Genomic DNA, 22777 nt, shown 5'->3' on the forward strand with positions numbered 1-22777 from the left:
ATTTCATAGACATTTTTTTAGCAATATATTTTTTGAAATTGTTTAAAATAGGAAAGTCAATTTGTTGACTTTCCTATTAATTTAAAACTTACTACAACTTATTCCCGGCAAAAGCTTCGTCAACTTCGGTATGGAAAATATGGTTGGAATAATTACTTATAGTTTTTACAGCCTGTGCCAGAATAATAGCAAGGATCTGTTTTTCTGAATATCCGGCATCCAGGAACTTTTTAGCCTCTTCTGGAGTTGGATTCCCTCTGCTTTCATTCATCACTTTAGTGAATTCGTGCAGGGCTCGTAATTTATCATCTTCAATTTTATTGCCCTGTCTAATGGCTTCAATAACATCTTTTGGTGTTTTTGAAACATTTTCAGCTAAATAGCTATGGGCTGCGGTGCAATATCCACAGGAATTTGCAATACTGATGGTTAGTAATACCACTTCCTGTTCAGCAGGTGTAAATTCGCTGTCTTGTCTAAACTGATGATATCCGGTATCATAAGTGTTCTGCAAGGCCGGTAAATTCACCATATTATTGTACATGTTAGGAATCATCCCGTTTGCTTTTTTTGCCTTTTCAAGGATTTCCTTTTGTTGCTCGTTAGCATCTTCTAGTTTTACCGGTTCTAAACCGATTTTGTACGTTTGGTTTGACATAATTTAAATTTTTAAGATTAAACATTAATTAAAAAAGCGCTATACATATGGCCTTAAGCCTTAAAATTCAAATAGCGCCATTTGATAATAGATTACATATACTCCTGCAATAATGAGCAGTACAGCGGTAACTTTTTCCATATATGGAAGTATTTTTCTCAGGTTTTTCAGGAGAAAATTCTTGGCAAAAATGGCCAGGAGAATAGTTAGGATCATCATTCCGCTGATTCCGGAAAAATAGGCCAGGATATACGAACCACCTTCCCAAACTGTTTCTGCGGCTATCGCCTGGGTGGCTACAATTAGAAACAAGGGGAACAGGCATCCCAGCGCACCAATAGCATAACCAATTCCAAATATAAAAGCCTCAATAGCTTCTGTTCTGGGGTTTGAATTCTGGATATTAAAAGAAAATGAAATGCTCTTACCTATCAACATTAGAATTCCAAGAATAATTAAAATGGCTCCCATTCCAATAGTGATCCATTTCATGTAATCTTTTAAAACCTGGCCTGCCAGTACAATCATTGCCCCGGCAAGACTATAGATTATCAGGATTCCCAGTATGCTAAGCGATGCTAATTTAAAGCCCCTGCCTAAACGTGCAGAGATGTTCGAACCGCTATCTGGATTTCTTGAAATAAAGGCGAGAATATATCCGGGCAACAAAGCCACGGCACAGGGAGCTAAAAACGCCAATACGCCCTGTAAAAATGAAAATCCAATAAAATCCATTTAGTTTAGCAATTGCTCAAATAGATCTCGGTACTCCTCAGTTGTAAGTACTGTTTTATCTTTCTGGAATTCTACATAACCTTTTTCATTAATACCAACAGTAGTAGCCTGGCTATCTACTCCAAAATCTATCATCACCTGAGGGGTACCTTTTACTAGAGGGAAATCAAGATTCTTTTCTTCCGCGAGTTTTGTCATTACCTTCTTATCATCCGTAGGGTCTATGCTTATTGTTACAAAATTTATTCTATCCTTATACTCCGGATAAACCTCTGAAATAGCGGGCCAGTTTTTAGCGCACATGGGGCACCAGGATGCCGTGAAATAGATCATCATAGGTTTATTATCAGCCAGGGATTGCTCCAGGCTTATTTCTTGATCATCTATAGTAGTGACCTCAAATTGCGGTGCTTTTCTTAAATTGTTACTTTCATCTTCTTTTACTTGTTTTACAATTTCTTCCTGTTTTTCTGAAGATTCGGAATTACCGAAATTACAGGCTGAAAAAAGGAATAAAGCCATTAATGAAAGAGTGCTTATTTTGATGATTTTGAACATAATATTTAATTTTAAGTATATAGTCTGCGAGAATCTATTTCTCTATTGCAATAAATTTTTCTAAAAATCATTACCTATAACTAACCTGCTTTGGTTTTATAGTTGGTTAATGTATTCTTCCAGTGCTGCCCTATAAGCATTCCAATTTAGATCATTACTGTATAGTTTACGAATACCGCGCATCCCTTCAAAAGAACTTACCAGGTAAATGGCTGCTTGCTGTGCATTGGTTTCCGGCTTAATTGAACCGTCTTTATGACCTCTTTCAATAATTTTAACCACAGCTTGCACCCAGGTGTCTATAAGATCTTTTAGAGCTTCATTTAGCAAATTCTGTGATCCGCCTATTTCATTGATTAAATTATTGACCGGGCAACCCATTAGTTTTTCATCACTTGTAAAGGCCTGGAACTTATTAAGAAATGTGGTCCTTAAGATAGTTTTAGCTTCACCTTCAGCATATAAAGGAGAAATCATTGCATTGTAGATTCTCGTGTTCAATTCTTCTTTCACCACCAAGACACCTAATTCATCCTTATTTTTAAAATTGTGATAGAATGCACCTTTAGACAATCCGGTAGCTTTCATAATTTCATTAACGCTGGTGGACTTGAATCCATTCTTATAAAAATGCTGAAAGGCCTTTTCCGTTATTAATTTCCGTGTGGCTTCTGTTTTTAATTCTTGTTCCATACTGCAAAGCTAATTAAAAACATTCTATATAGAATGTTTTTAGGTTGGCTTTAACAATAAAGTGGCGTGAGCTTGTCTGCGGCACTTTATTTTACATTAATAATTAACCGAGCAGAAGTTCGATTAATTAAAATTAGGGTAGATTAATTTTTTCGGTTTAGCTCCATGTTAATGGTGACTTCAGCAGTATCTCCTACTACCATATCAGAGGCCCAGTTGCCTACACCTACATTATAGTTAGAGCGATCAATTTCAGTTTCAGACTGCTTTATCACACTAGAGAAAAGGATTGATACATGGCTTTAAGGAAGCAAGAAACAATTATATGGATTCCTAATAGAGACTGCATTATTTCATCACAAATAAATGATTCTTTTTTGACCCTAAAAATAGTTAAGAAAACAGGTATTTATTCATATCTTTAGCTGGTGCAGGTGAAACTTCAAATAAAGGCTTTTGTTCTTTTGGGATTATTTTCTCTGATGCTCTTACATCAGATAATACCCCATTTGCATCATGAACACCAAGAGACACAAGATCATGACATAACGGAACACACCCATACCCAGGAACATCAGGACGAAAAGAAATCTAAAAACTCTAAAGATCTTTTTTCTATCCTGCTGGCTATGCACTCACATGGAGGGAGTAGTTCTGAAGTTCTCGTTGTCAAAATTTCAACTGAGCTTATTACCCCTAAAAAGGTAAAAGCCGAAAAGCCTATTCTTCAGGTTTTCTTGCAACAGCCTGTATTATCAGAAGACCCGCTTGCTGATCTTATTGGAAATTATCAGCCACCACCAAAATATTTTAATCCTTACTTATCGTATCTATCCCTCCGGGGACCTCCCCAATTTGTTTGATCGCCAAGTCAGGCCACTGTTTGAGGACAGAGGGCCGACCTTATCATATAGATTAAACTAAAATCAAATATTATGTACAGATATATAGTTTCCGCTGTCTGCGGATTCCTTATCTCTATTGGTTCATTTGCTCAGAATATCGGAATGGAAGACATTCTGAAGGAGATAAGCCAGAATAACAGGCAGCTCAAAGCATATCAGTCTTTTATTGCCGGTAAAAACCTTGGCAACAAGACAGAGAATAACCTGCAGGATCCGCAGGTCTCAGCCTTTTATCTTCCGTTTGGAGAACACCAAACCGATGATTATTATGAGTACCAGATCTCTCAGCGATTTGAATTTCCTACAGTTTACAGTTCCCGAAGCAAACGCATCCATAAACAGAAGGAGTTACTCGAAATGGAATACAAAATGATGCGCCAGGAAGTTCTTCTAAAGGCGAAAAAGCAGCTTTTAGAACTACAAAATCTTCAGAAGCGAAAAGAGTTAGAGGAGAAAAGGGTCCAACAGGCAGAAGAGGTATACAACCAGATTCAGCGATTATTTAATGCGGAACAGATTGGCATTCTGGAACTAAACAAGGCAAAGCTTGCCTGGTTGCAGGATCAGTTTGAAGAGGATCAAATAGAGATACGTATCAAAAATACGCTGATGGACATTCAAAAACTGAATGGTGGAAACCCGATTCAAACAGATCAATTCCAGTTTTTTGAAGACTCAGCAGTGGCCGAAATGCAGACACTTTGGGATGAAAAACTTTCCGCAGGCACCGAGCTTCAGATGCTAAATGCCCGGGAATCCCTTGCTGAACAACAAGTGAAGCTGGAAAAGAATAAGATCCTTCCAGATCTTACCATTGGCTATAATTACCAGGGGGTAAATTCCAGTAATTATTCCGGTTTTTTAGGCGGACTTTCCATTCCCCTTTGGAACAACAATAATAAGGTAAAAGCAGCCAAATTTAATCTGGAGTATACCCTAGCTAATACAGCCGCAGAAACTGCCGAACTTTATACAATGTTTCAGGAAAATTATCGGCAATACCAGTTATTAAGGAGTAAATACGAGGAATATCAAGAAACCTTTAAGAACCTGAATTCCGAAGAACTTTTATTTAAAGCCTATAAACTGGAGGAATTGTCTTTTCTTGATTATTACAGGGAAGTCGAATTCTACCGTCAGGGGTATAATAAAATGCTGGAAATGCAAAAAGAGCTTTTTCAGCTAAAAGCAGAACTTTTAAAACATCAATTATAATTTAAAATCAAACATTATGAATTTCAAGAATTTATTTTTTGCAGCAATATTAATTTTCAGTTTTTCAGCTTGTAGAGAAACAGCTAATGATGACCACGGGCATCGGCATGATGAGGATGGCGGTCATATAAACGAGGAGCATTCCGAACAGGAAGAGTTTAAGCTTGGTGAGGATTCTTTAGACCATCACCAGGAATCAGACGAGCATACCCACGAGGATGGAACTGAGCATCACGACCACTAAAATTGATATTAAATAAGATATGAGATATATTATTATAGTATGCATCTCCCTTTTGCTGTTTTCCTGCGGGAATAACGAGGAGGAAGATCACGCTCACGATCCAGAAGGGAATCACCTGAGCACGGGAGTTCCTGCGATAAGTAAAACCGTCTGGACAGACCAGACGGAACTATTCGTGGAATTTCCAGCTCTGGTGGAGGGGAAAACCAGCAAATTTGCGACCCATTTCACTGTTCTGGACAAACATCAGCCGGTTCGGGAAGGCTCCCTAACCGTTAGTCTAATTAAAGGAGAAAGCGGAATACGTCACACGGCAGAAGCGCCATCCTCTCCTGGTATTTTTTCTCCAGCCTTACAGCCGAAAGAACCTGGTACTTACGACTTGGTATTTGATCTAAAAACTCCTGAATATTCAGACAGAATCGTCATGAATGACGTTCAGGTTTATGCCTCGGCTGCAGAAGCTTCAAAAAATGTAATTGCAGGTGAAGAAGCAGGTATCAGCTTTTTGAAGGAACAGGCCTGGAGGATCGATTTTCAGACAAAACCAGTCACTAAGGGTGAAGTCTATGACATTGTTCATACCTCAGGGGTATGGCAAGCCGCTCCCGGCACCTACAAAACCCTTGCAGCCGGAGCCAACGGAATGGTAAATTTCGTTTTAGAAAACCTTACTGAAGGCACTGAGGTAAAAATAGGTCAGCTTTTGATGAATTTGAGTAGTGAAGGCCTTTCATCCAATAATATTCAGGCTGAGATTGCCCAGGCAAAAGCCAGGTACGATCAGGCGAAAGCTGAATATGAGCGGAAAAAGGAACTTTATGAAGATAGGATCGTTCCCAAATCGGAGTTTGAAAGGGTGGAAAGTGATTTTCGCGTCGCCGAAGCGAATTACCGTGCGCTCGCCTCCAATTATGGAGCCGACGGGAAGCAGATCCGCTCCCCTTTTGACGGATTTATCAAATCGATCAATACTTCCAACGGGGATTATGTTGAACAAGGAGCGAATCTGGTTACGATCGGGACAGATAAATCACGGTTATTAAAAACACAGTTGAGTGCGTCTCACAATCCCAGCAAAGAATCTATCGCTAATGTTTGGTATAAGAATGAGAATGGAGAATGGAAGGAAGTTGAAAGTGCAGGAGGTTCGGTAATTTCTGTAGGCAGAGAAGTTGAAAACCAGAAGCCGATGATCCCGATATACATAAAAGTGAATGAAGCTATTGAAATGCCGGAAGGGAGCTTTGTAGAAGTTCAAATCGCCCTCGGCGATGCTGAAACCGGAATCATAGTTCCTGAAGCTGCCTTACTGGAGGATTATGGCAATTATTCCGTCATCGTACAAACCGGAGGCGAGAGTTTCGAAAGAAGATCTATAAAGATCGGGAAGCGAAACGGTAAGAGCGTACAGGTGCTAAGTGGTCTTGAGGCCGGAGAAGTTGTGGTCACCACAGGTGTCTACCAGGTGAAGATGGCTTCAATGTCAGGACAAACTCCGGGACACGGTCATGAACATTAATGCTGAAAATGAAATTAGATGTTAAATAAAATATTATCAATTTCGCTTCATAACCGGCTACTTGTTCTTCTGGCAGCAGTGGTACTGAGCGTCACAGGGGTTTACCTTGCACGTACTATGAACGTGGATGTATTCCCTGATCTTACGGCGCCTACTGTGACCATACTTACGGAAGCCCACGGAATGGAGTCTGAAGAGGTAGAAAAACTGGTAACCTATCAACTCGAAACTGCGATGAACGGATCGCCGAATGTGAGGAGAATACGTTCTTCCTCAGCCGCGGGGATCTCCATCGTTTGGGTAGAATTCGATTGGGGAACTGATATTTATAAGGCAAGACAGATCGTAAGTGAACGTATTCCAATGGTTCGTGAAAACCTACCCGGCGGGATAGGAGCTCCTACAATGGCCCCGATCTCTTCTATTATGGGAGAAATAATGCTGCTGGGAGTTACTTCAGATAGTCTGAACCCAATGGAGCTAAGAACCTTATCTGACTGGCAAATCCGCCCCAGGATCAAAGCAATAGGAGGGATTGCAAATGTGGTGGTCATCGGTGGAGATTATAAACAATACCAGGTTTTTGCCGATCCCGAAAAGATGAAATATTACAAGGTTAGCCTTGCTGAACTTACTGAAAAAATTAAGGAGGCAAATGTAAACGCCCCTGGCGGTTTATTGAACCAATACGGAAGTCAGTACATCATCAAAGGTAGTGGCAGGGCTTATGAAGTAGAGGACCTGGAGGAGGCTTTTGTAAAACAGGTGAACGGCCAAAGCATCAAGGTCAAGGATGTGGCTGAAGTGAAGATCGGCGCTGCCGATAAGATAGGTGATGGATCTTTGAATGCCAGTCCCGCTGTTATTTTGACAATTTCCAAGCAACCAGATGTAAACACCCTGGAGCTTACTGAAAGACTTGATGAAGCGATCGCTGAATTGCAGATGAGTCTACCGGAAAGCGTGGAGATCAGGAGTCAGATCTTCCGCCAGGCAGATTTTATTGAGGCCTCCATCAGCAACCTGAATATGACCTTGCTCGAAGGTGCCTTTTTTGTAGTCATTGTGCTGTTCATTTTCCTGATGAACTGGCGTACCACCTTTATTTCCTTACTAGCCATTCCAATATCATTACTGGTTTCCATTATTGTTTTGAAATGGTTGGGCTATACCATTAATACGATGAGTTTAGGAGGTATGGCGATCGCAATTGGAGCGCTCGTAGATGACGCTATTATTGACGTGGAGAACGTTTATAAACGCTTGCGGGAGAATATTAAAAAACCAAAGGCCGAAAGACAATCGGTGATCACGGTAGTAAGAGATGCATCGGTTGAAATCCGAAGTTCCATCATCATAGCAACCCTTATAATTATCGTCTCTTTTGTGCCGCTGTTTTTCCTTGGAGGAATGGAAGGTCGATTGCTGGAACCTCTCGGTATTGCTTTTATTACTTCTGTATTAACATCATTGGTGGTCGCAATAACAGTTACTCCGGTATTATGTTCTTACCTTCTTAAGGATGAAAAAATGTTAAAGAAGCAGGCTGAAGGCACTAAAGTTGAAAAATGGTTGCAGAAAAGCTACGCAGATGTTCTTAATCGGGCATTAAAAATTCCTAAAACCATAATTGCGGTAACCGTAGTTGCTTTTCTGCTGAGTATTGCAATTTTCACACAATTAGGGAGAAGTTTTCTTCCTGAATTTAACGAAGGTTCTATGGTTATTAGCGTGGTTGGACCTCCGGGAATATCACTTGAGGAAAGTAACAAGACCGGGAAACAGGTGGAGCAATTGTTACTTGAAATGTCTGAAGTGGATGTGGTTACCCGAAGGACCGGGAGAGCAGAACTGGACGAGCACGCCCAGGGCGTAAATGCAGCCGAGATTGACGTGCCATTTACTTTGGATGACAAGTCAAAGGAAGAATTCTTTGAAGAAGTCAGGGAAAAACTGAGCATAGTTCCCGGGGTGAATATCACTTTGGGACAGCCTATAGCTCATCGGATCGACCATATGTTATCTGGTACGAGAGCCAATATTGCGATCAAAATTTTAGGACCAGATCTACAACAGCTTTACGAAATAGGTAAAAGTGTTGAGGTAAACATCACGCCTATCGATGGGCTTGCCGATGTCGCGGTAGATCAGCAGATCGAAGTGCCGCAAATTAAGATCTCGCCAAAACGCCAGATATTGTCGGCTTACGGAATGAGCGTAGGGCAACTTATGGAGCAGGTGGATATAGCCTTTTCCGGTCACGTGGTGGGCGAGGTTTATGAAGGTCAGAAGTATTTTGATCTCGTAGTTCGATATGGAGAAGATTTTAGAAACAGCATCGGGAATATTAAAAATGCTTTGATAGGTCTTCCAAATGGATCACAGGTGCCACTCGAACAAGTTGCAGTTGTTTCCTCGGTAAGCAGCCCAAGTACCATTAGCAGGGAGGATGTGCAGCGTAAAATCGTGGTAGCAGCCAATGTTCAGGGACGAGACCTAAGGAGTGCGGTGGAAGAGATCCGGGAAACCCTAAACTCTTCGGTGAATATTCCTGAAGGTTACAGGGTTCAATATGGCGGACAGTTTGAAAGTGAATCCAGAGCATCTCAAATGCTTTTGATCACTGCCGTAATCGCCGTTTTCGTTATTTTTCTGTTGCTTTATTTTGAATTCAAAAACGTGAAACTTGCATTTGTAGTTTTGATCAACTTGCCACTAGCACTGATTGGTGGGATACTGATAGTTCACTTTACCTCCGGAATTGTAAGTATTGCATCAATCATTGGTTTCATCAGTCTGTTCGGAATCGCTACAAGAAACGGAATATTACTGGTTTCCAGATATGAAGATTTACGAAAAGAAGGTCTGAAAGGTTATGATCTCATCAAAACCGGGGCACTCGACAGATTGAACCCTATATTGATGACTGCTTTCACAACAGGACTTGCTTTGATTCCTTTAGCATTAAAAGGAGGAGAACCCGGAAGTGAAATCCAGAGCCCTATGGCTGTGGTAATCCTGGGTGGCTTACTTTCGGCAACGATTTTAAATCTGGTTGTAATCCCTTGTGTCTATGATTTGGTTACTAAGGAAAAGAATAATTCTTCAGTTTTTTAATTAGTAAGAAAATCTCGAAAGTTAGCTTTCGGGATTTTTATTTAGATGAATTGTAGAATAAGAAAACTTTGCCTCAAATCTACTATAACTTACCTGCGCCGGATCCTATGCTGTTTTTATAGTGTACGGGAAGTTAAGCGTAAAGTAAAAACAGCAAAGGGCCCAATATAATTTAGGTAACCGATTTAACATAATTATTGAAAGTCAAATCAGGCTAAAGCCCCAAGGCTAAGGAAAAGGTAAGAAAAAAAGGTAACCGATTAGGTCACTTTTTATTTGATTTTAATAGCAATAAATGACCCACTATTTTATTAAAATACTGAAAATCATTTATTTAGGTGTTATTTTATGTTGTTTGATACAACAAAAGTCGGGATGACAGGAAATTTTGCGGCTCTAAGAACTCACTGATACTCCTACTTTACACCGAACGTTCAAAATACATTCACCGAATCGTTCACTAAACCTATTAAAACAATTAAACTAATTAAATTTAATCGTCTTTGATGTTATAAAATTACAAAGAAAATTCAAATAATGAGCGAAAACTTTAAGATTTGAAATTTCAGATTTGGTATCTTGAGCGTTTTCCTTTTTGGATCATGTATGATTTCATTCTTCAGTCATTAGATTTACTTCCAATGGCTCCTTTACTGTCACCTCTTTTTGATGCTGTTACATTTTTAAAATTTCGAATTAGTGAGCGTATTGACCGGTTGACATAAAATCGAGCCATCAGATTTATTTTAGATAATGGAATATAGGGTTTTTAATAATGATATTCACTTTATGTTAATAGATGAAGTATGAAAGCACAACAAGTTAAACAGCGAATGTATTGGAATTCATTGTATTATTTTCAACTAGACCAACTAGATACAGCTGCATCCAGAACTTTAATGCCCGGCCACCCTCGAAACCGTAAGCCGGGCCATATTTTCTCCACTGCCCTTCAACCTTGTTGAGGCCAGGTTGGAAAAATTTTAAGACGGGGAATTACTGCACTTGCAAAATGAAATTTTTACTAGCGGGAAAATATTCTCTTCTCTTGGGTAACACGCCTATTTTCTATGCCAGACAGGATACTGTAACATTATGGGTATGACCTGAATCGGATGTTGAAGTAGCTGTTATCTGGGTATTACCTTGCAGAGTTTCAAATTGACTTTTTGATATTGTTACCTCATGAGTATGTCCATTACCCTCACTTAAAGTATAGGATTTTTCAGTTGCTGCAGCAACATCATCTTTAGAAACAGAAAGGCTATGGCCATGATTGGCACTAATAGAGGTATCTGTACCGTTTTCCAGACAGTTAGGATCTGAAGACCCCTGATCATCATCCGTTCCCGGACTTGGGCTTGAGTCATTATCTGAGCTTGAGCAACTTAATAATGTCATCGTGGGTATCCCTATTAAAATCCCTACCGATGTTTTCCTGATAAAAGTTTTTCTGTCCATGACTAAAATATTTAAGATTAATAATACACTCTATAAGAACTAACTATTAGTTTTCGTTTTTAAAGAACCTTTCTTCTTTAGGCCCCAGGTAGAAATTTCTCGAAATAGTAAACCCGAATCGTAATCCCCCGTCTTCCCACGATCGCTGCGTATGGGGGATAAAATTGTTTTCAGTTATATAGCGCGAATTCTGGAAATTAAGGCTGAAGACATGTCCTCCTGTTTCGATTTCCAGACCAATGCCCAAAGGATTAAAGTACTTGGTACTAAGATCGTCGGGGCGGTCGAGGCCATTTACCAAGGTGTAATCGATAATAAGGGATAGGCGTTTGGTGAATTTAAAACGTCCGCCCATTCCCAGAACAAAAAAACTGGCTTTATCACTGGAATCTTCAAGCTGTGCCTCAGGCCTGATTAAATATCCCGGATTAAGCATTAAGGATATTGAGGATGAAAATTTTCTGGCAAGGATCACCTGAAAAAAATGTGAAATCCTATCACCATCTGTCGGAAACTCATTATTAAAAGATTCTTGCCTGGTAATCCAACTGCTTTGGCCAAAAAGAGTGACGGAAACAGGCATTTCTTCCTCCAGCTGATGAAGGAGGCGGTATTTACCCTGAAAGTTATAGGTTTCATTAAATCTACTCCTCCCGATTCCTACTGTAAGATCATTATTAATTCCATAATCGAAGCCTAAATGAATGTCTGTGGCGAAATCTAGGCCAAATAAATTATGAGAACCACCAAATTCCCCAGCAATATCCCCAAATCTATGGCCCACCCAAAAAACTAATTCCTGTTTCTTTTGTGTTTCGTTGGTTTGCAATAAAACCAATTTCGGACTCTTAAAAGTAGCAAGTACCGGCTCATTACCTGTACCCGATTCTATATTTTGCATTATAGAATCCAAGTCCTGTCCAGATAAACCGCAAAAAGATAAAATCAAACAGAAAGTTAGTAATCTCTTCATTTTTTACATTTTTACATAGTTAGCATTTACTTTTACGCGAACAACTTCCGCAATATTCTTCCAGAGTATTTTGGGTATTTCTATATCATGGTCTTTGCAGGCTACGTCGAACTTGCTTTGCAATTTCATATTTCCGTTTTGAATATTAAGCTTAGCCGGGATTTCTCTGTTTTCCTTAACACCGTGGATATCCAGGATGCCACGAAGGGTTACCGGATACTCTCCGTTTTCCGACACATTGATTTTTTCCCTGATTTTTCCTTTAAAAGTGGCGGTAGGATATTTAACGCTTTCCATAAAATTTTCATTAAAATGCTCCTGCATCTTTGCCTTGCGAAACTGAAAGGTTCTGATTCTGACTTCAAATAAAACCTCACCCGTTTCTGCGTTCAGTACGGATTTCCCTTTCTTAGAAACCGCATGAATATTTTCTATAGGCGCCGAAGAGAAAAAATCTGTTTCAATCTGAGTGGATTTATATAAATACTGAGCAATACCCACCCAGGGCATTATAACCAATAAAAAAAATAATAATATTTTAATTTTTGTTTGCATTACACTGCCTTTCAACGTATTAAATAACAACTTCAACAAATTCAATATTCATTAACTGCTATTCGACATCACTAATTTTTCTATTATAACAGGAATCCAATTCATACCTGATTAAAAAATTTGAGAAATACTGTGCTTGTGGCTTAGTTTAAAAGGGGGTGACCAGATATCTAATACTGATTTATTCATTTCTAAATCCAGTAGGCACTTTAGGATCCTATCATTAGTTACAGGGCAGGGGCAGGGTAAGTGAAGAAATTTCGGAGAAGTACTTTAACCCTGGTTAATGCTTCCTGTATTAAAAACAAATAAGCTGTGATTACTGCTTACAGTTAGTTTTTGTTAAAACTTATTTATTTTCAATTTATTCCTCTTTTTGCAATAGAATTGAGTAGATAGAAGTTACAAAAAATTATAATTATTTTAATTAAAAAACTGCATAATTGATTAAATAAAGGATTTTATAAGGTATAGAAATTAGAAATTATCTTAATAAACAGGAATAATATATCCATTTCTTAATGTCCATGATCTCGCGCTGGCAGTAACTATGGATCAAATAGCAGAATTGAAGAGCTAAATTTCAGAAAACTGAGGCTTGAAGAAATTACAACCAGCTTTCCTGATACAATCTACACCGAAGAAATGGATAATTCTATAAATAGGGATGGAAGTATTGGAGTCAAAATCTTGAATCGTTTCAAAATAATCCTTGATTACCAGGGCATGCAGATATGCTTAAAACCAAACCGAAAATTTAATGAGCCTTTTCATTTTGACATGAGCGGGGTAGTTGTTGCTCAAAAAGGGTATAGTCGCGTTAAAGAAAATTCTAATATACCTGTTAAAAGTAGTGGTAGTAATATGGAGATGTACAAAAATATAGAAGTTTATTACTTTAAACCGAAATACGAAATTCTCGAGATAAGGACTGAATCTCCGGGGAAAAAAATCTGGCCTTGAAATCGGTGATGTTCTTAAGAGTTTAAATGGAAAACCAGCTTATAATTGATAGGAACGGAATAAAGGGTGTTGTGTGTTATAAAGAGAATTACCAAAGGGGGTATTATAATCAATCTGTAGATGTTCTGCTGCAAGGAAACTCATTCGTCTTTTTTTCGGAATAAAATTGGACGAATGACAGGGTAAAACAATTTAATGTTTACTCCGACTTAATCTGGCCAGCAAAACCCCTGGTATAAAAGCAATTCCAGAAATAGACTAGTGTTAGTAGGGTAGTGTCCCATTAGTGTACTAGTAATGGAAGAGTAGTGAACAAGTGGTGTGCAAGCTCGAAATCCTTAGTATTCCTGGACTTCATGTAGACAACAATTAACCAGTAATTGAGGTGGTATCGAGGATATTAAAAATGGCTGCTTAGCGGGCACTAAAACCTATTAAAAGCCATCATCGGCAAACAAAAATCACCAAAATACCCCAAAACAAACCAAACCAAATAAACAAACAAAAAACGCAAGGCTAAAAGTATTTTTTCAATAATTATCTATAGCCTTTTCTTTATGCTTTCAGTTTTTGCCTGTTTTTGAACGGAAAAAGAGGTAAAATAGTGTCAATTAGCTGTAATCGGTAACCACCATCCCGGTAAACCAGGTTATGAGGTTTATCATTGTACTTCAGACACAAGTTCATAGCCTTTTTATTAAAAATAAGCGGACTATAATGCTTTTCCACTTCGATCAGTTTATACTGATCGGCCAGTTTCTTCAATCGTGATGCTGTAGCAGCAGAGATTGAAAAAATAGAAGCTAATCCTGAAACGGCCACCGGTGCAGGTTGTTCTTTAAAGTTAAACCTGGGGGATAGAAAATGATAGGTACTGCCTTTTAAGTGTACGCTTTTCTTCCTCCTGGTTTTTCTCCAGAAATCGGTATGCAAATAGGCATATAAAATGCCTCCTATAATGGCCTTCAGGTTTAGGTAGGAATCAAATCCTATAGAAAAAGCTTTTCTTACACTCCAGTCCTCTTCTTCCCTTATCCGGTCAAAAGACTTTACGATATAATAGCCGGTTTTAGCATTGAGCTGTAACCAACCTTTCTCACATAAAAACTCAATATATTTTTTGGTGGTTTTTCGGGACTTGATCATTCCCATCCATTCCATATCCAGTAAATCCTCTCTATCGAACTTAAGCTTTCCACTGGGGTAACAAAATTTTAAAAGCAGGAATAAACGCAGTTTATTGACATACCCATTTACCTGGGCATCGATAAGCATTTGGATGGGAACCGATAAGCTAACTTCCTTCATCGCTGTTTTCTTGCCTGGCGATTCCGATCAATAAAAGCTTTGACATCACCAATTTTATAATAGATCTTTCCTTTCACCTGCAGGAATTCAATCACCCCATCTTCTCTCCAGTGTTGTGCTGTCCTGGCCGTGATTTTAAATAGCTGAATAAAATCAGCATTATCCAGAAGGAAGTATTCGGTATGTGCCAGGGGTTGTACCTTTGCAGCTTTTATGAGCTCATCTATCTTCACTTCGAGGGAATGAAGGCTTTGCCGCAGCGGCTGAGAAAATCCTTTTTCCATAACAGAACTTTTAACTTACCGGAAAGTCAAACCAGGGCTAAATGTAAGCTATAATATATAAAACCTAAAAATTGCTATTGTTGATAACTTCAGTAATGATAGGAGGTGAAGACTCAATACAAAATAAAATGCATCAAAAAAAATTGGAAAGTAAAATTCAAAAGTTCAAATGGAATTAAATTCCTATTTTAAAAATGTTGCCGATGTTGAAAACTCTTTTCAGCCATTTACTTTTTTCATCTGGAGCATTTTCCTTTTGAGGGTGAACTGGAACCGGATGTAGATCAGAATGAATAGATAGTTCCGCTATTTTCATTTACTTCTTCCAGCGCCTTCGCATTACCTTTTGGTGCCCACTGTATCTTCAAGCTTTGAAATTATAGAGGAGTTATAAATAGGTAAGCCGGTTTATGCACTCCGATTAATTTCAAAGCTTGTTGCTTTGGCAGCAAAAGGGAAGGTGGTGTAAGAAGCTTCCATAAAAAGAGAAAACTTGAAATTCTGATTGTCGAATTTCAGTTTGGACCAGGCGGACTTGAGTCAAAAAGCTTCATCGAATTATCTCATTTCCCAATTAACATTAAAAGCTTTTTGGCTCGTGTCCAAGACTTTTTTCACGAACCTCATTTTCTGAAATGGAGCTTTTGCGGAGTGGAGGTGAAAGTGGTGAGTGGTGTCTAAAACCCATTTTTTCATAAAAAATATCCTGTCTTTACTGGCTTCCCAGGCTTTTTTCATAAAAAAGTAAGAAAGTGGGGTAGACTGATCTTATAATTTAATACTGATTGAGGGCTTTTAGCCTCAGATCCCAAGTAAATAAGGACTTAACATCGCGCTGCGTGTTACCCTCTTGCTGTCCTTTTCGTCCCGCACTGCGGACAAATTTTTCCATTACTTTTCCTGGTTTTAATTAAACCTGCTTAATGTTGAAATAATTCAAAATGGCTAAAATTTCAACTGCTAAATATTCGGTTTATATTGGATTAGCGAAAGTCAAAAAAATGGAATCCTAAGAATTATAAACCGAGAAATATTAGCCTTATAAAGATAAATTTTGAGGTGATATAAAACCCTGGTATTAGGGCTAAAAATTACTTAAGATTTTTCCTTGCTAATATTGAATATACATATAAGATATTGTTATTGAGGTTGTTATAAAAAAAATATTATGTTTTTTTGCTACCTTTGTTTATGAACAAAAACCTTAGTTTTAAACTGAAACAAACTATTTTAGAATACATTTCGCAATTATTTCTAAGCCAAAAAATACACAGATATGAAAAATTTAATTCTTCTACTTTTATCGTCGACACTAATTTCCTGTAGTGAGAAAAACAAAAAATCCGAACTTGAGACTGATAACACGAAAAATATTGAGGTTCAGGCAGAATTAGATTCAATTGAAAAGACCAGGGCGGGATTTCAACTGGCTATTAAAGAAAAACGTTACGGTGATTTAAAGCAATATTCCACATCTAACTTTAAAGGCGTATCACCTGGAGGTGGGGATTGGTTAGAATACAAGAGGGTACGTGAAAAACGAATGGGACAATTTAGTTATGATAGTATAAAGATGAGACCACAGGAAACTGTAATAGTTAGTGATACAGTTGCTTATGATTTCGGAACTAGTTTTGTTTACTACACTAATCCTGAAGGCCAATCTGTTGAATTATCCAATACATTTTTAGTTATTCTTAAAAAAGATAAGAATGACGGAAAATGGAGGATTCACCGAGAAGTTGCTTCCTCGATTATAGAATAAAATACAAATGATATTAAGCGATTGAACTACCCGAATGTGTGAAATTTGTTGTAGTAACGTGAGCATTAACTTCGTCAATTTATGATTCACGAATTCGTTCCTGCTTAAATTATGAATGGAACAACATCATATAAATTTCCGTAAAACCAGTGGCCGGAATTTGACCGCGAGCTTATAATTAAATAGCTGGAGGAAAATAGGCAATTTAAGATCGTCATTGTTAACAGGATAGCTTGTATATGGGAGGTAACTTTTAGCAATGCTGAAATAAGAGGAAAAAAAACAGGGATCCTGCCATATATTCATCGAATTGCAACCAATCCTCATTTTAGGGGGCGTAATTTTGTTTCCGAAATCGTAAGCTGAGGAAAAAGGTATGCTCAGCAAAACAATAAAAAATTTATAAGACTGGATACCTGTTGTTATAACAGCATAATAATTTCCCATTATAGTAATGCCGGATTTAATTTCCTCGGAATTAAAAAACTAAAAGATTCAAAAGGCTTACCGGCTCATTATGAGAATGCAGATGTTTGCTATTTTGAAATAGTGCTGGAGAATTAATATTTTATTATTTTTAATCCTCTGGTTTTTCTAATTCAAAAGATGACGGAGTACAACAGGTTGTGATTTTATACCAGGCCTTAAAAAATGCTTTCAAAACTCCTGAGGCTAACTTTCACTCCAGATTAATTTTCCCCTAATTATTAATTAGACTTAACCCTAATAATTTCATCAATCCTATTAGTATAACGATTTGAAAGTTGTTCCTGTTTCATCTTCCAGGTACGGCGACGATCCATTCCCGCAAATTGAATCTTTCCATTTTCAGATTAGTTTAGCCGGTCTATTGTTTTCATCAGGATATGATGCCTAGGATCTTCCACAGAAAATAAGGAAAGCTGCCGTTCAGATGCAGGGGTAATTCCCATAATAATCACACCGGCTTTTTTGTATTGGTAACCGGACTTATATATCATTGTAAGACCATCTAATGGAGCTTTAGTCAAAACCATAAAAAGTGTAGGATTGGATAGTTTCACTACTGTATTGGCTCGATACTGCTTAAGGTCGGTTCTAAAAGGATTGGTAATTAAAAATACATAGAGGAGGGGGCAGTTGGAATCCTGTTTGCGAAGTTTTGTTGCAGCTTTTGCCGAATAAGTAGCTACGCGCTCTCCGAGATCATCGAACTCACTATACATTTTTTCAAAGCTTCGGGTTACCACGATGTTTTTTATATTTTTTACTCCCTCGAAATCCAGGGAACTTTCACCTAAGAGATCCCGCTTTAGCCTTAAACCTATTACGCTCATTTTTTTCTGGGCATATTCATTAGGTACATATTCACTGATATATCACTCTAAATTGACATACCTAAAATAACGGAATTGTAGAGTACATAATAATTTTGTAAATTTATTAAAAGAAGTCTGCCTTAATCACCATTTTTGTATTAAAACCTACCAAATGAAAACAAAATATTTATTTATTGATGATGACCAAATTACTACGTTAATTAATAAAAGAATTTTTCAAAAAGAATTTCCTGAGGAAAATACGTATGACTTCAGTTCTGCATCTCTTGCTTTAAATTTTTTAAATGAAAATGGAAATAGAAAGAACCTTTTGTTTATAATATTTTTGGATATAAATATGCCCGAAATAAATGGTTGGGAATTTATGGAAATATTAGAAAAGGATTTTTCCCATCTCAATATCATCATTCATTTACTTACATCCTCAATTGATCAAAATGATCAAAAAAAAGCCCAAGGATATAAATCTGTAGATTCCTATATTTTGAAACCACTTAATAGGTTTAAATTATTAGAATTAGATTTAAAGTCTGAGACGTATGCTGGTTAAATTACATTGAGAAAGTAGTTCTTTTTAGGCATCGTAAAGATTTATAAATTATTTATAGGAAAATTTTAGATTCTTCTTTTTGATAAGTCTTATCAACTCAATGGTTAATTCATCCAGTTCCTTACAAACAGTTTTGATGTACGTACTCGCTGTAGACTTTAATATCTTCTTCCGACAATCTGTCTTCTTTAATTAACGTCATTAAACCTAAAAGGGGGGGCATAGGTTTTCTAACTACATGGGTAATATCAAAAGAAATATAGTTTGTAAGAAAGCTTAGCTGTTCAATTAAATTCTATTTTTCTACCACCCATTATTTATCGAAATTTCTAGTAATAATGCTATCTGTTTAAAAATCCTACAAATATAATGTGAATTAATCCTACAAAAAATCATAATATATACGGAAAAAAGTGTATTTCAACGAATAAATTAAACCTTGTGTCGAATAAAAAGTATTGTGTTATAAATTTGCATCTAAATTAAAACCTATCAGGTGAAAAATTCATTGCTTTTTTTATATATAATTTTGTTTTCGTGTATAAATCACGTTTATTCACAAGGGCAGGCTACAGCTAATTTTACTGGCTCCGCAACTATTATTCAGCCCATTGGTATTACTACCACTTCAAATTTGAATTTTGCTTCTCTTGATACAAGAACAGGAGGGGATGTGATTTTAACGCCAGATAATACCAGGATTAGTTCAGGCGGTGTGGAATTAAAGGATATTTTAAATTTATCAGCTGCCACTTTTGAAATTACAGGGGAACAGGATTTCGCCTTTTCAATTAGTCTCTCTAAGAATGAGTATGAACTAACTAACGGCAGTCATAATATGATCATTAAGAATTTCACCAGTAGCCTTGCGGAGAATAATCGGCTTAGTACTGGAAAAAGAGTACTCAGGGTTGGCGCGACCTTAAATGTTAATCCAGGGCAAGCTCCTGGCCTTTATAACAGCATGGGGGAGATGGCTGTTACTGTAAATTACAATTAAATTTTAATTTTCTGAATCAAAAGAAGGAAATGAAAAAATCCCAATTTCGCGGAAAGTGTTAGGCTTTCAAAATAATAATAATATGAATAATAATACTGCAGAAGCTTTTTCGATAATTTGTGAAAACGAAGACATTTTTGAATTTACCCAACTCTATGGATTGCACGGTGTGGCTATCCAAAATACAGAGGAGCCAGATGAAAGCTGGTTCAACCCAAAGTTAGCACATTCTCTTGGTTATAATGATGCACGGGCATTAACCTGGAAAAAAATCATTTCTCCAAAAGATCTAGAGGAAATTGAGGAAATTCTCGCTGCACATAATCACTCCGGTGATATTCTGGTCGGTGAAATTACCTTCCTGCATTCAAAAGGATTTTTTATTCCAATGACCTATAAGTCACTTTGTGTCGGAGAGAATGTAATAATTGCATTGAAAAAGATTTCGGATTATTCAAATATAGAATTTAAACCAGAGCAGGATTTTAAAAGAGAGCAGCTGTTGGATACAGTTCTTGACACTATAAACATTGGTATTATTGCCTGCGACAGTAAAGGAAAACTGACCCTTTTTAATAAGGCTGCAAAAAAATGGCATGGTTTACCTGCTAAAGATATTCCGCAAGCGGAATATGCCAGTTACTATAATTTATATGAACCTGATGGTAAAACATTGTTCAAAATTGAGGATATACCGCTTATAAATATGCTTCAGGAGGGAGAAATCAGGAAACCTGAAATGATAATAAAAGCTAGAACCGGAAGGAAAAGAATTGTTAACATAACTGGAGCAAGGTTGTATGATGAGAGAAAAAATATAAGTGGAGCTGTAATAGCGATGCATGATATCACGGAAAAAAAAGAAGCTGAAGAAAAATTGAGAATAAGTGAAGAGACTTTCCGGGGAAGTTTTGAAAGCGCGGCGGATGGTATGGCTATCACAGATGCTTCCGGTATCTGTATTGAAGTAAATGATAGGTTATGTGAAATTATGGGCTATCCAGCCAATGAGCTAAAATCCCTCAATTTTCAGGAAGTGACTTATCCAGAGGATCTGGAAGAGGATCTTAAGCTTTGGAACCAATTATTGGATGGAGAAATAGATCATTACCAGATGGAAAAACGTGCGATACATAAAAGCGGCAAAATCAAGCACATTATTGTATCTGTAGCCATTGTTCGTGATGAAAATAATCAGCCTTTTCATTTTATAACTCAAATCACGGATATTTCCTCCCTTAAAGAGGCCGAAAAAGAACTTCATAATACTCTTAATCAGCTTGAAAATCTACTGGAATCCAGTACCAGGGTAAGTATTATAGCACTCGACCAACAGGGATCGATTTTAATGTTCAATAAAGGAGCGGAGAATCTTCTGGGATATACCAGAACTGAAATGATCGGACAGAAAACCTTACTGGATCTTCATTTTAAAGATGAAATCCAAATAAGAGCAAATGAACTTTCTGAGGCTCATGGCAGGAAAGTTGAGCCAGAAGAAGTTTTCCACATTATGGCAAATCGAGGAAAACCCGATACAAAAGAGTGGAATTACCGCTGTAAAAACGGGGAAGCCCTACCCATTCAGTTAACTGTAACCCCGATATATGATAATGAGTCACTTACAGGTTACCTATGTGTTGCAACGGACATTTCAGAACTTAAACGAGCTCAAAGCAAGATCAGATCTATTCTGGAAATTACCGAGGAACAAAATGATCGCTTAAGAAATTTCGCTCATATTGTATCCCACAACCTGAGGTCACATTCCGGAAATATTCAAATGCTCATGGAGATTTATTTAGAAGAAAACCCTGAGTTAAAAGAGAACGAGGTCATAAAAATGCTCCTCACTGCTTCAGAGAATTTAACGGAATCCATTGAACATCTTAATGAAGTTGCCCTTATAAATACTTCTGTTTTAAATAAACTCCCTTCCTTAAATTTGAAAAAATCAGTAATGAAGAGCCTCACTTCAATAAATGCCCTTATACAAAAATCGAATCTTAAGGTCATCAATAATATCCCTGAAAAATATGAGGTGCTCTCTTTACCGGCGTATTTAGATAGTATTATTCTTAATTTCACCACTAATGCAGTAAAATATCGCTCCCCCGAAAGGAAGCCAGTACTTAAGTTCAATGCTATTAAAAAAAATGATTATATTACACTTGAAATTGAAGACAACGGTATAGGAATAGATCTTGAAAAAGATGGTTCTAAACTCTTCGGAATGTATAAAACTTTTCACGGAAATGAAGATGCCAGGGGAATTGGACTTTTTATCACTAAAAATCAAATCGAGGCGATAGGTGGAAAAATAGAAGTGAAGAGTGTAGTAGATAGGGGCACTGTTTTTACTATATCCTTTAAATATGAAAAAATTTGATATTATCTGGATTATAGACGATGATCCTATCTATACTTTCGGAGCCAAAAGGAAGCTGAAACAAATCAATATTTCTAAAAGTGTCCGGGCACTTGATAATGGGAAAGAAGCGTTGGAGGAGCTTCATCATCTCGCCATTACAGAAAAATCTAAGCTTCCTGACCTCATATTATTAGACATCAACATGCCTCATATGGATGGATGGCAATTTCTGAAGGAACTGGAAAACATGTCCCTTAAAGTAGATGCAACCGTTTATCTTGTAACCTCTTCCGTTGATCCCCGCGACATTGAAAAAGCCAGAGCTTCCAGGCATGTATGCGGCTATTTAAATAAGCCACTGCAAACAGAAAATATTCTGGGCATACTTGAAGAAGTAAACTTCAAGAAATAATAAAAGTAAAAAGTCAGCGCTGCATTTCCCGGGGAAAAATTCATTTATAACTCATTACCTTTTAACTGGGAGGAGTTTAGTCATTAACGGTCCCTTTCTCTAGAGAAGTTTCCGCGAACTACTTACCATTTTTATGGTATACAAAGTATTTTGGAGGCCAGTTCCGGAA

The 22777-nt window shown here is 37.4% G+C and carries 23 protein-coding genes; 11 read left to right on the plus strand and 12 right to left on the minus strand.

Features of this window, described 5'->3' with window-relative positions; all coding sequences use genetic code 11:
* Positions 1 to 91 precede the first annotated feature (91 nt).
* The 5 genes from LB467_RS16810 to LB467_RS19225 all read right to left on the minus strand — a co-directional run bounded on the left by LB467_RS16810 (position 92) and on the right by LB467_RS19225 (position 2919).
* Positions 92 to 658 carry a carboxymuconolactone decarboxylase family protein gene (locus LB467_RS16810; RefSeq protein WP_224475212.1) on the minus strand — a complete coding sequence of 189 codons (567 nt, stop codon included), beginning with the start codon at positions 656 to 658 and terminating at the stop codon, positions 92 to 94.
* Positions 659 to 718: 60 nt separating this feature from the next.
* Positions 719 to 1393: a cytochrome c biogenesis CcdA family protein gene (locus tag LB467_RS16815; protein WP_224475213.1), complete on the minus strand. Its 675-nt coding sequence runs from the start codon at positions 1391 to 1393 to the stop codon at positions 719 to 721.
* The gene (locus tag LB467_RS16820; RefSeq protein WP_224475214.1) at positions 1394 to 1951 is read right to left on the minus strand and encodes a peroxiredoxin family protein; all 558 of its coding nucleotides are present in this window, start codon (positions 1949 to 1951) and stop codon (positions 1394 to 1396) included. It lies immediately after the preceding gene.
* A gap of 96 nt (positions 1952 to 2047) precedes the next feature.
* Positions 2048 to 2644, minus strand: coding sequence for a TetR/AcrR family transcriptional regulator (locus LB467_RS16825; protein WP_224475215.1), 597 nt, complete (start codon positions 2642 to 2644; stop codon positions 2048 to 2050).
* Between the two features lie 143 nt (positions 2645 to 2787).
* The gene (locus LB467_RS19225) at positions 2788 to 2919 is read right to left on the minus strand and encodes a YceI family protein (protein WP_262901643.1); all 132 of its coding nucleotides are present in this window, start codon (positions 2917 to 2919) and stop codon (positions 2788 to 2790) included.
* Positions 2920 to 3078: 159 nt separating this feature from the next.
* Here LB467_RS19225 and LB467_RS16830 point away from each other — a divergent pair, with 159 nt between their 5' ends.
* The 5 genes from LB467_RS16830 (at position 3079) to LB467_RS16850 (ending at position 9647) form a co-directional block, all read left to right on the plus strand.
* Positions 3079 to 3507, plus strand: a complete 429-nt coding sequence (locus tag LB467_RS16830; RefSeq protein ID WP_224475216.1) for a hypothetical protein — start codon at positions 3079 to 3081, stop codon at positions 3505 to 3507.
* A gap of 72 nt (positions 3508 to 3579) precedes the next feature.
* Positions 3580 to 4764, plus strand: coding sequence for a TolC family protein (locus LB467_RS16835; RefSeq protein ID WP_224475217.1), 1185 nt, complete (start codon positions 3580 to 3582; stop codon positions 4762 to 4764).
* A gap of 16 nt (positions 4765 to 4780) precedes the next feature.
* Positions 4781 to 5008, plus strand: a complete 228-nt coding sequence (locus LB467_RS16840; RefSeq protein ID WP_224475218.1) for a hypothetical protein — start codon at positions 4781 to 4783, stop codon at positions 5006 to 5008.
* Positions 5009 to 5027: 19 nt separating this feature from the next.
* Positions 5028 to 6530: an efflux RND transporter periplasmic adaptor subunit gene (locus LB467_RS16845; RefSeq protein ID WP_224475219.1), complete on the plus strand. Its 1503-nt coding sequence runs from the start codon at positions 5028 to 5030 to the stop codon at positions 6528 to 6530.
* Positions 6531 to 6548: 18 nt separating this feature from the next.
* A complete protein-coding gene (locus tag LB467_RS16850) occupies positions 6549 to 9647 on the plus strand; it encodes an efflux RND transporter permease subunit (protein WP_224475220.1) in 3099 nt (1032 codons plus the stop codon).
* A gap of 1068 nt (positions 9648 to 10715) precedes the next feature.
* Here LB467_RS16850 and LB467_RS16855 read toward each other — a convergent pair.
* From LB467_RS16855 to LB467_RS16865, 3 genes are read right to left on the minus strand one after another with little or no spacing between them, the layout of a single operon-like run.
* Entirely contained in the window at positions 10716 to 11108 is a 393-nt protein-coding gene (locus LB467_RS16855; RefSeq protein ID WP_224475221.1) for a hypothetical protein, read from the minus strand.
* Positions 11109 to 11154: 46 nt separating this feature from the next.
* Complete coding sequence (locus LB467_RS16860; RefSeq protein WP_224475222.1) at positions 11155 to 12081, minus strand: DUF5777 family beta-barrel protein; 927 nt, start codon at positions 12079 to 12081, stop codon at positions 11155 to 11157.
* Positions 12082 to 12084: 3 nt separating this feature from the next.
* Positions 12085 to 12636 (minus strand): YceI family protein, encoded by a 552-nt coding sequence (locus LB467_RS16865; RefSeq protein ID WP_224475223.1) that lies wholly within the window; start codon positions 12634 to 12636, stop codon positions 12085 to 12087.
* Positions 12637 to 13281: 645 nt separating this feature from the next.
* On the opposite strand from LB467_RS16865, the gene LB467_RS16870 reads away from it, so the two are divergent.
* A complete protein-coding gene (locus LB467_RS16870) occupies positions 13282 to 13599 on the plus strand; it encodes a hypothetical protein (RefSeq protein WP_224475224.1) in 318 nt (105 codons plus the stop codon).
* 555 nt (positions 13600 to 14154) lie between these two features.
* Here LB467_RS16870 and LB467_RS16875 read toward each other — a convergent pair.
* Together LB467_RS16875 and LB467_RS16880 are read right to left on the minus strand one after the other, a co-directional pair.
* A complete protein-coding gene (locus LB467_RS16875; RefSeq protein ID WP_224475225.1) occupies positions 14155 to 14907 on the minus strand; it encodes a hypothetical protein in 753 nt (250 codons plus the stop codon).
* Entirely contained in the window at positions 14904 to 15191 is a 288-nt protein-coding gene (locus tag LB467_RS16880) for a DNA-binding protein (RefSeq protein WP_224475226.1), read from the minus strand. The genes LB467_RS16875 and LB467_RS16880 overlap by 4 nt, the downstream gene beginning before the upstream one ends.
* A gap of 1276 nt (positions 15192 to 16467) precedes the next feature.
* Between LB467_RS16880 and LB467_RS16885 the strand changes: the two genes are divergently transcribed.
* Complete coding sequence (locus tag LB467_RS16885) at positions 16468 to 16956, plus strand: DUF4440 domain-containing protein (RefSeq protein WP_224475227.1); 489 nt, start codon at positions 16468 to 16470, stop codon at positions 16954 to 16956.
* 707 nt (positions 16957 to 17663) lie between these two features.
* On the opposite strand, the gene LB467_RS19480 is transcribed toward LB467_RS16885, so the two are convergent.
* Positions 17664 to 17774, minus strand: coding sequence for a DUF4113 domain-containing protein (locus tag LB467_RS19480; protein WP_224475240.1), 111 nt, complete (start codon positions 17772 to 17774; stop codon positions 17664 to 17666).
* 15 nt (positions 17775 to 17789) lie between these two features.
* Entirely contained in the window at positions 17790 to 18272 is a 483-nt protein-coding gene (locus LB467_RS16895) for a DinB/UmuC family translesion DNA polymerase (protein WP_224475228.1), read from the minus strand.
* 154 nt (positions 18273 to 18426) lie between these two features.
* Between LB467_RS16895 and LB467_RS16900 the strand changes: the two genes are divergently transcribed.
* The 4 genes from LB467_RS16900 (at position 18427) to LB467_RS16915 (ending at position 22608) form a co-directional block, all read left to right on the plus strand.
* Positions 18427 to 18825, plus strand: a complete 399-nt coding sequence (locus LB467_RS16900) for a response regulator (protein ID WP_224475229.1) — start codon at positions 18427 to 18429, stop codon at positions 18823 to 18825.
* Between the two features lie 496 nt (positions 18826 to 19321).
* Complete coding sequence (locus LB467_RS16905) at positions 19322 to 19825, plus strand: DUF4402 domain-containing protein (protein ID WP_224475230.1); 504 nt, start codon at positions 19322 to 19324, stop codon at positions 19823 to 19825.
* An 82-nt stretch (positions 19826 to 19907) separates the two neighbouring features.
* The gene (locus LB467_RS16910; RefSeq protein ID WP_224475231.1) at positions 19908 to 22214 is read left to right on the plus strand and encodes a PAS domain-containing sensor histidine kinase; all 2307 of its coding nucleotides are present in this window, start codon (positions 19908 to 19910) and stop codon (positions 22212 to 22214) included.
* Complete coding sequence (locus LB467_RS16915) at positions 22201 to 22608, plus strand: response regulator (protein WP_224475232.1); 408 nt, start codon at positions 22201 to 22203, stop codon at positions 22606 to 22608. The genes LB467_RS16910 and LB467_RS16915 overlap by 14 nt, the downstream gene beginning before the upstream one ends.
* The last annotated feature ends 169 nt before the right edge of the window (positions 22609 to 22777 follow it).

This window comes from Salegentibacter tibetensis, assembly GCF_020164485.1.
GTDB lineage: Bacteria > Bacteroidota > Bacteroidia > Flavobacteriales > Flavobacteriaceae > Salegentibacter > Salegentibacter tibetensis.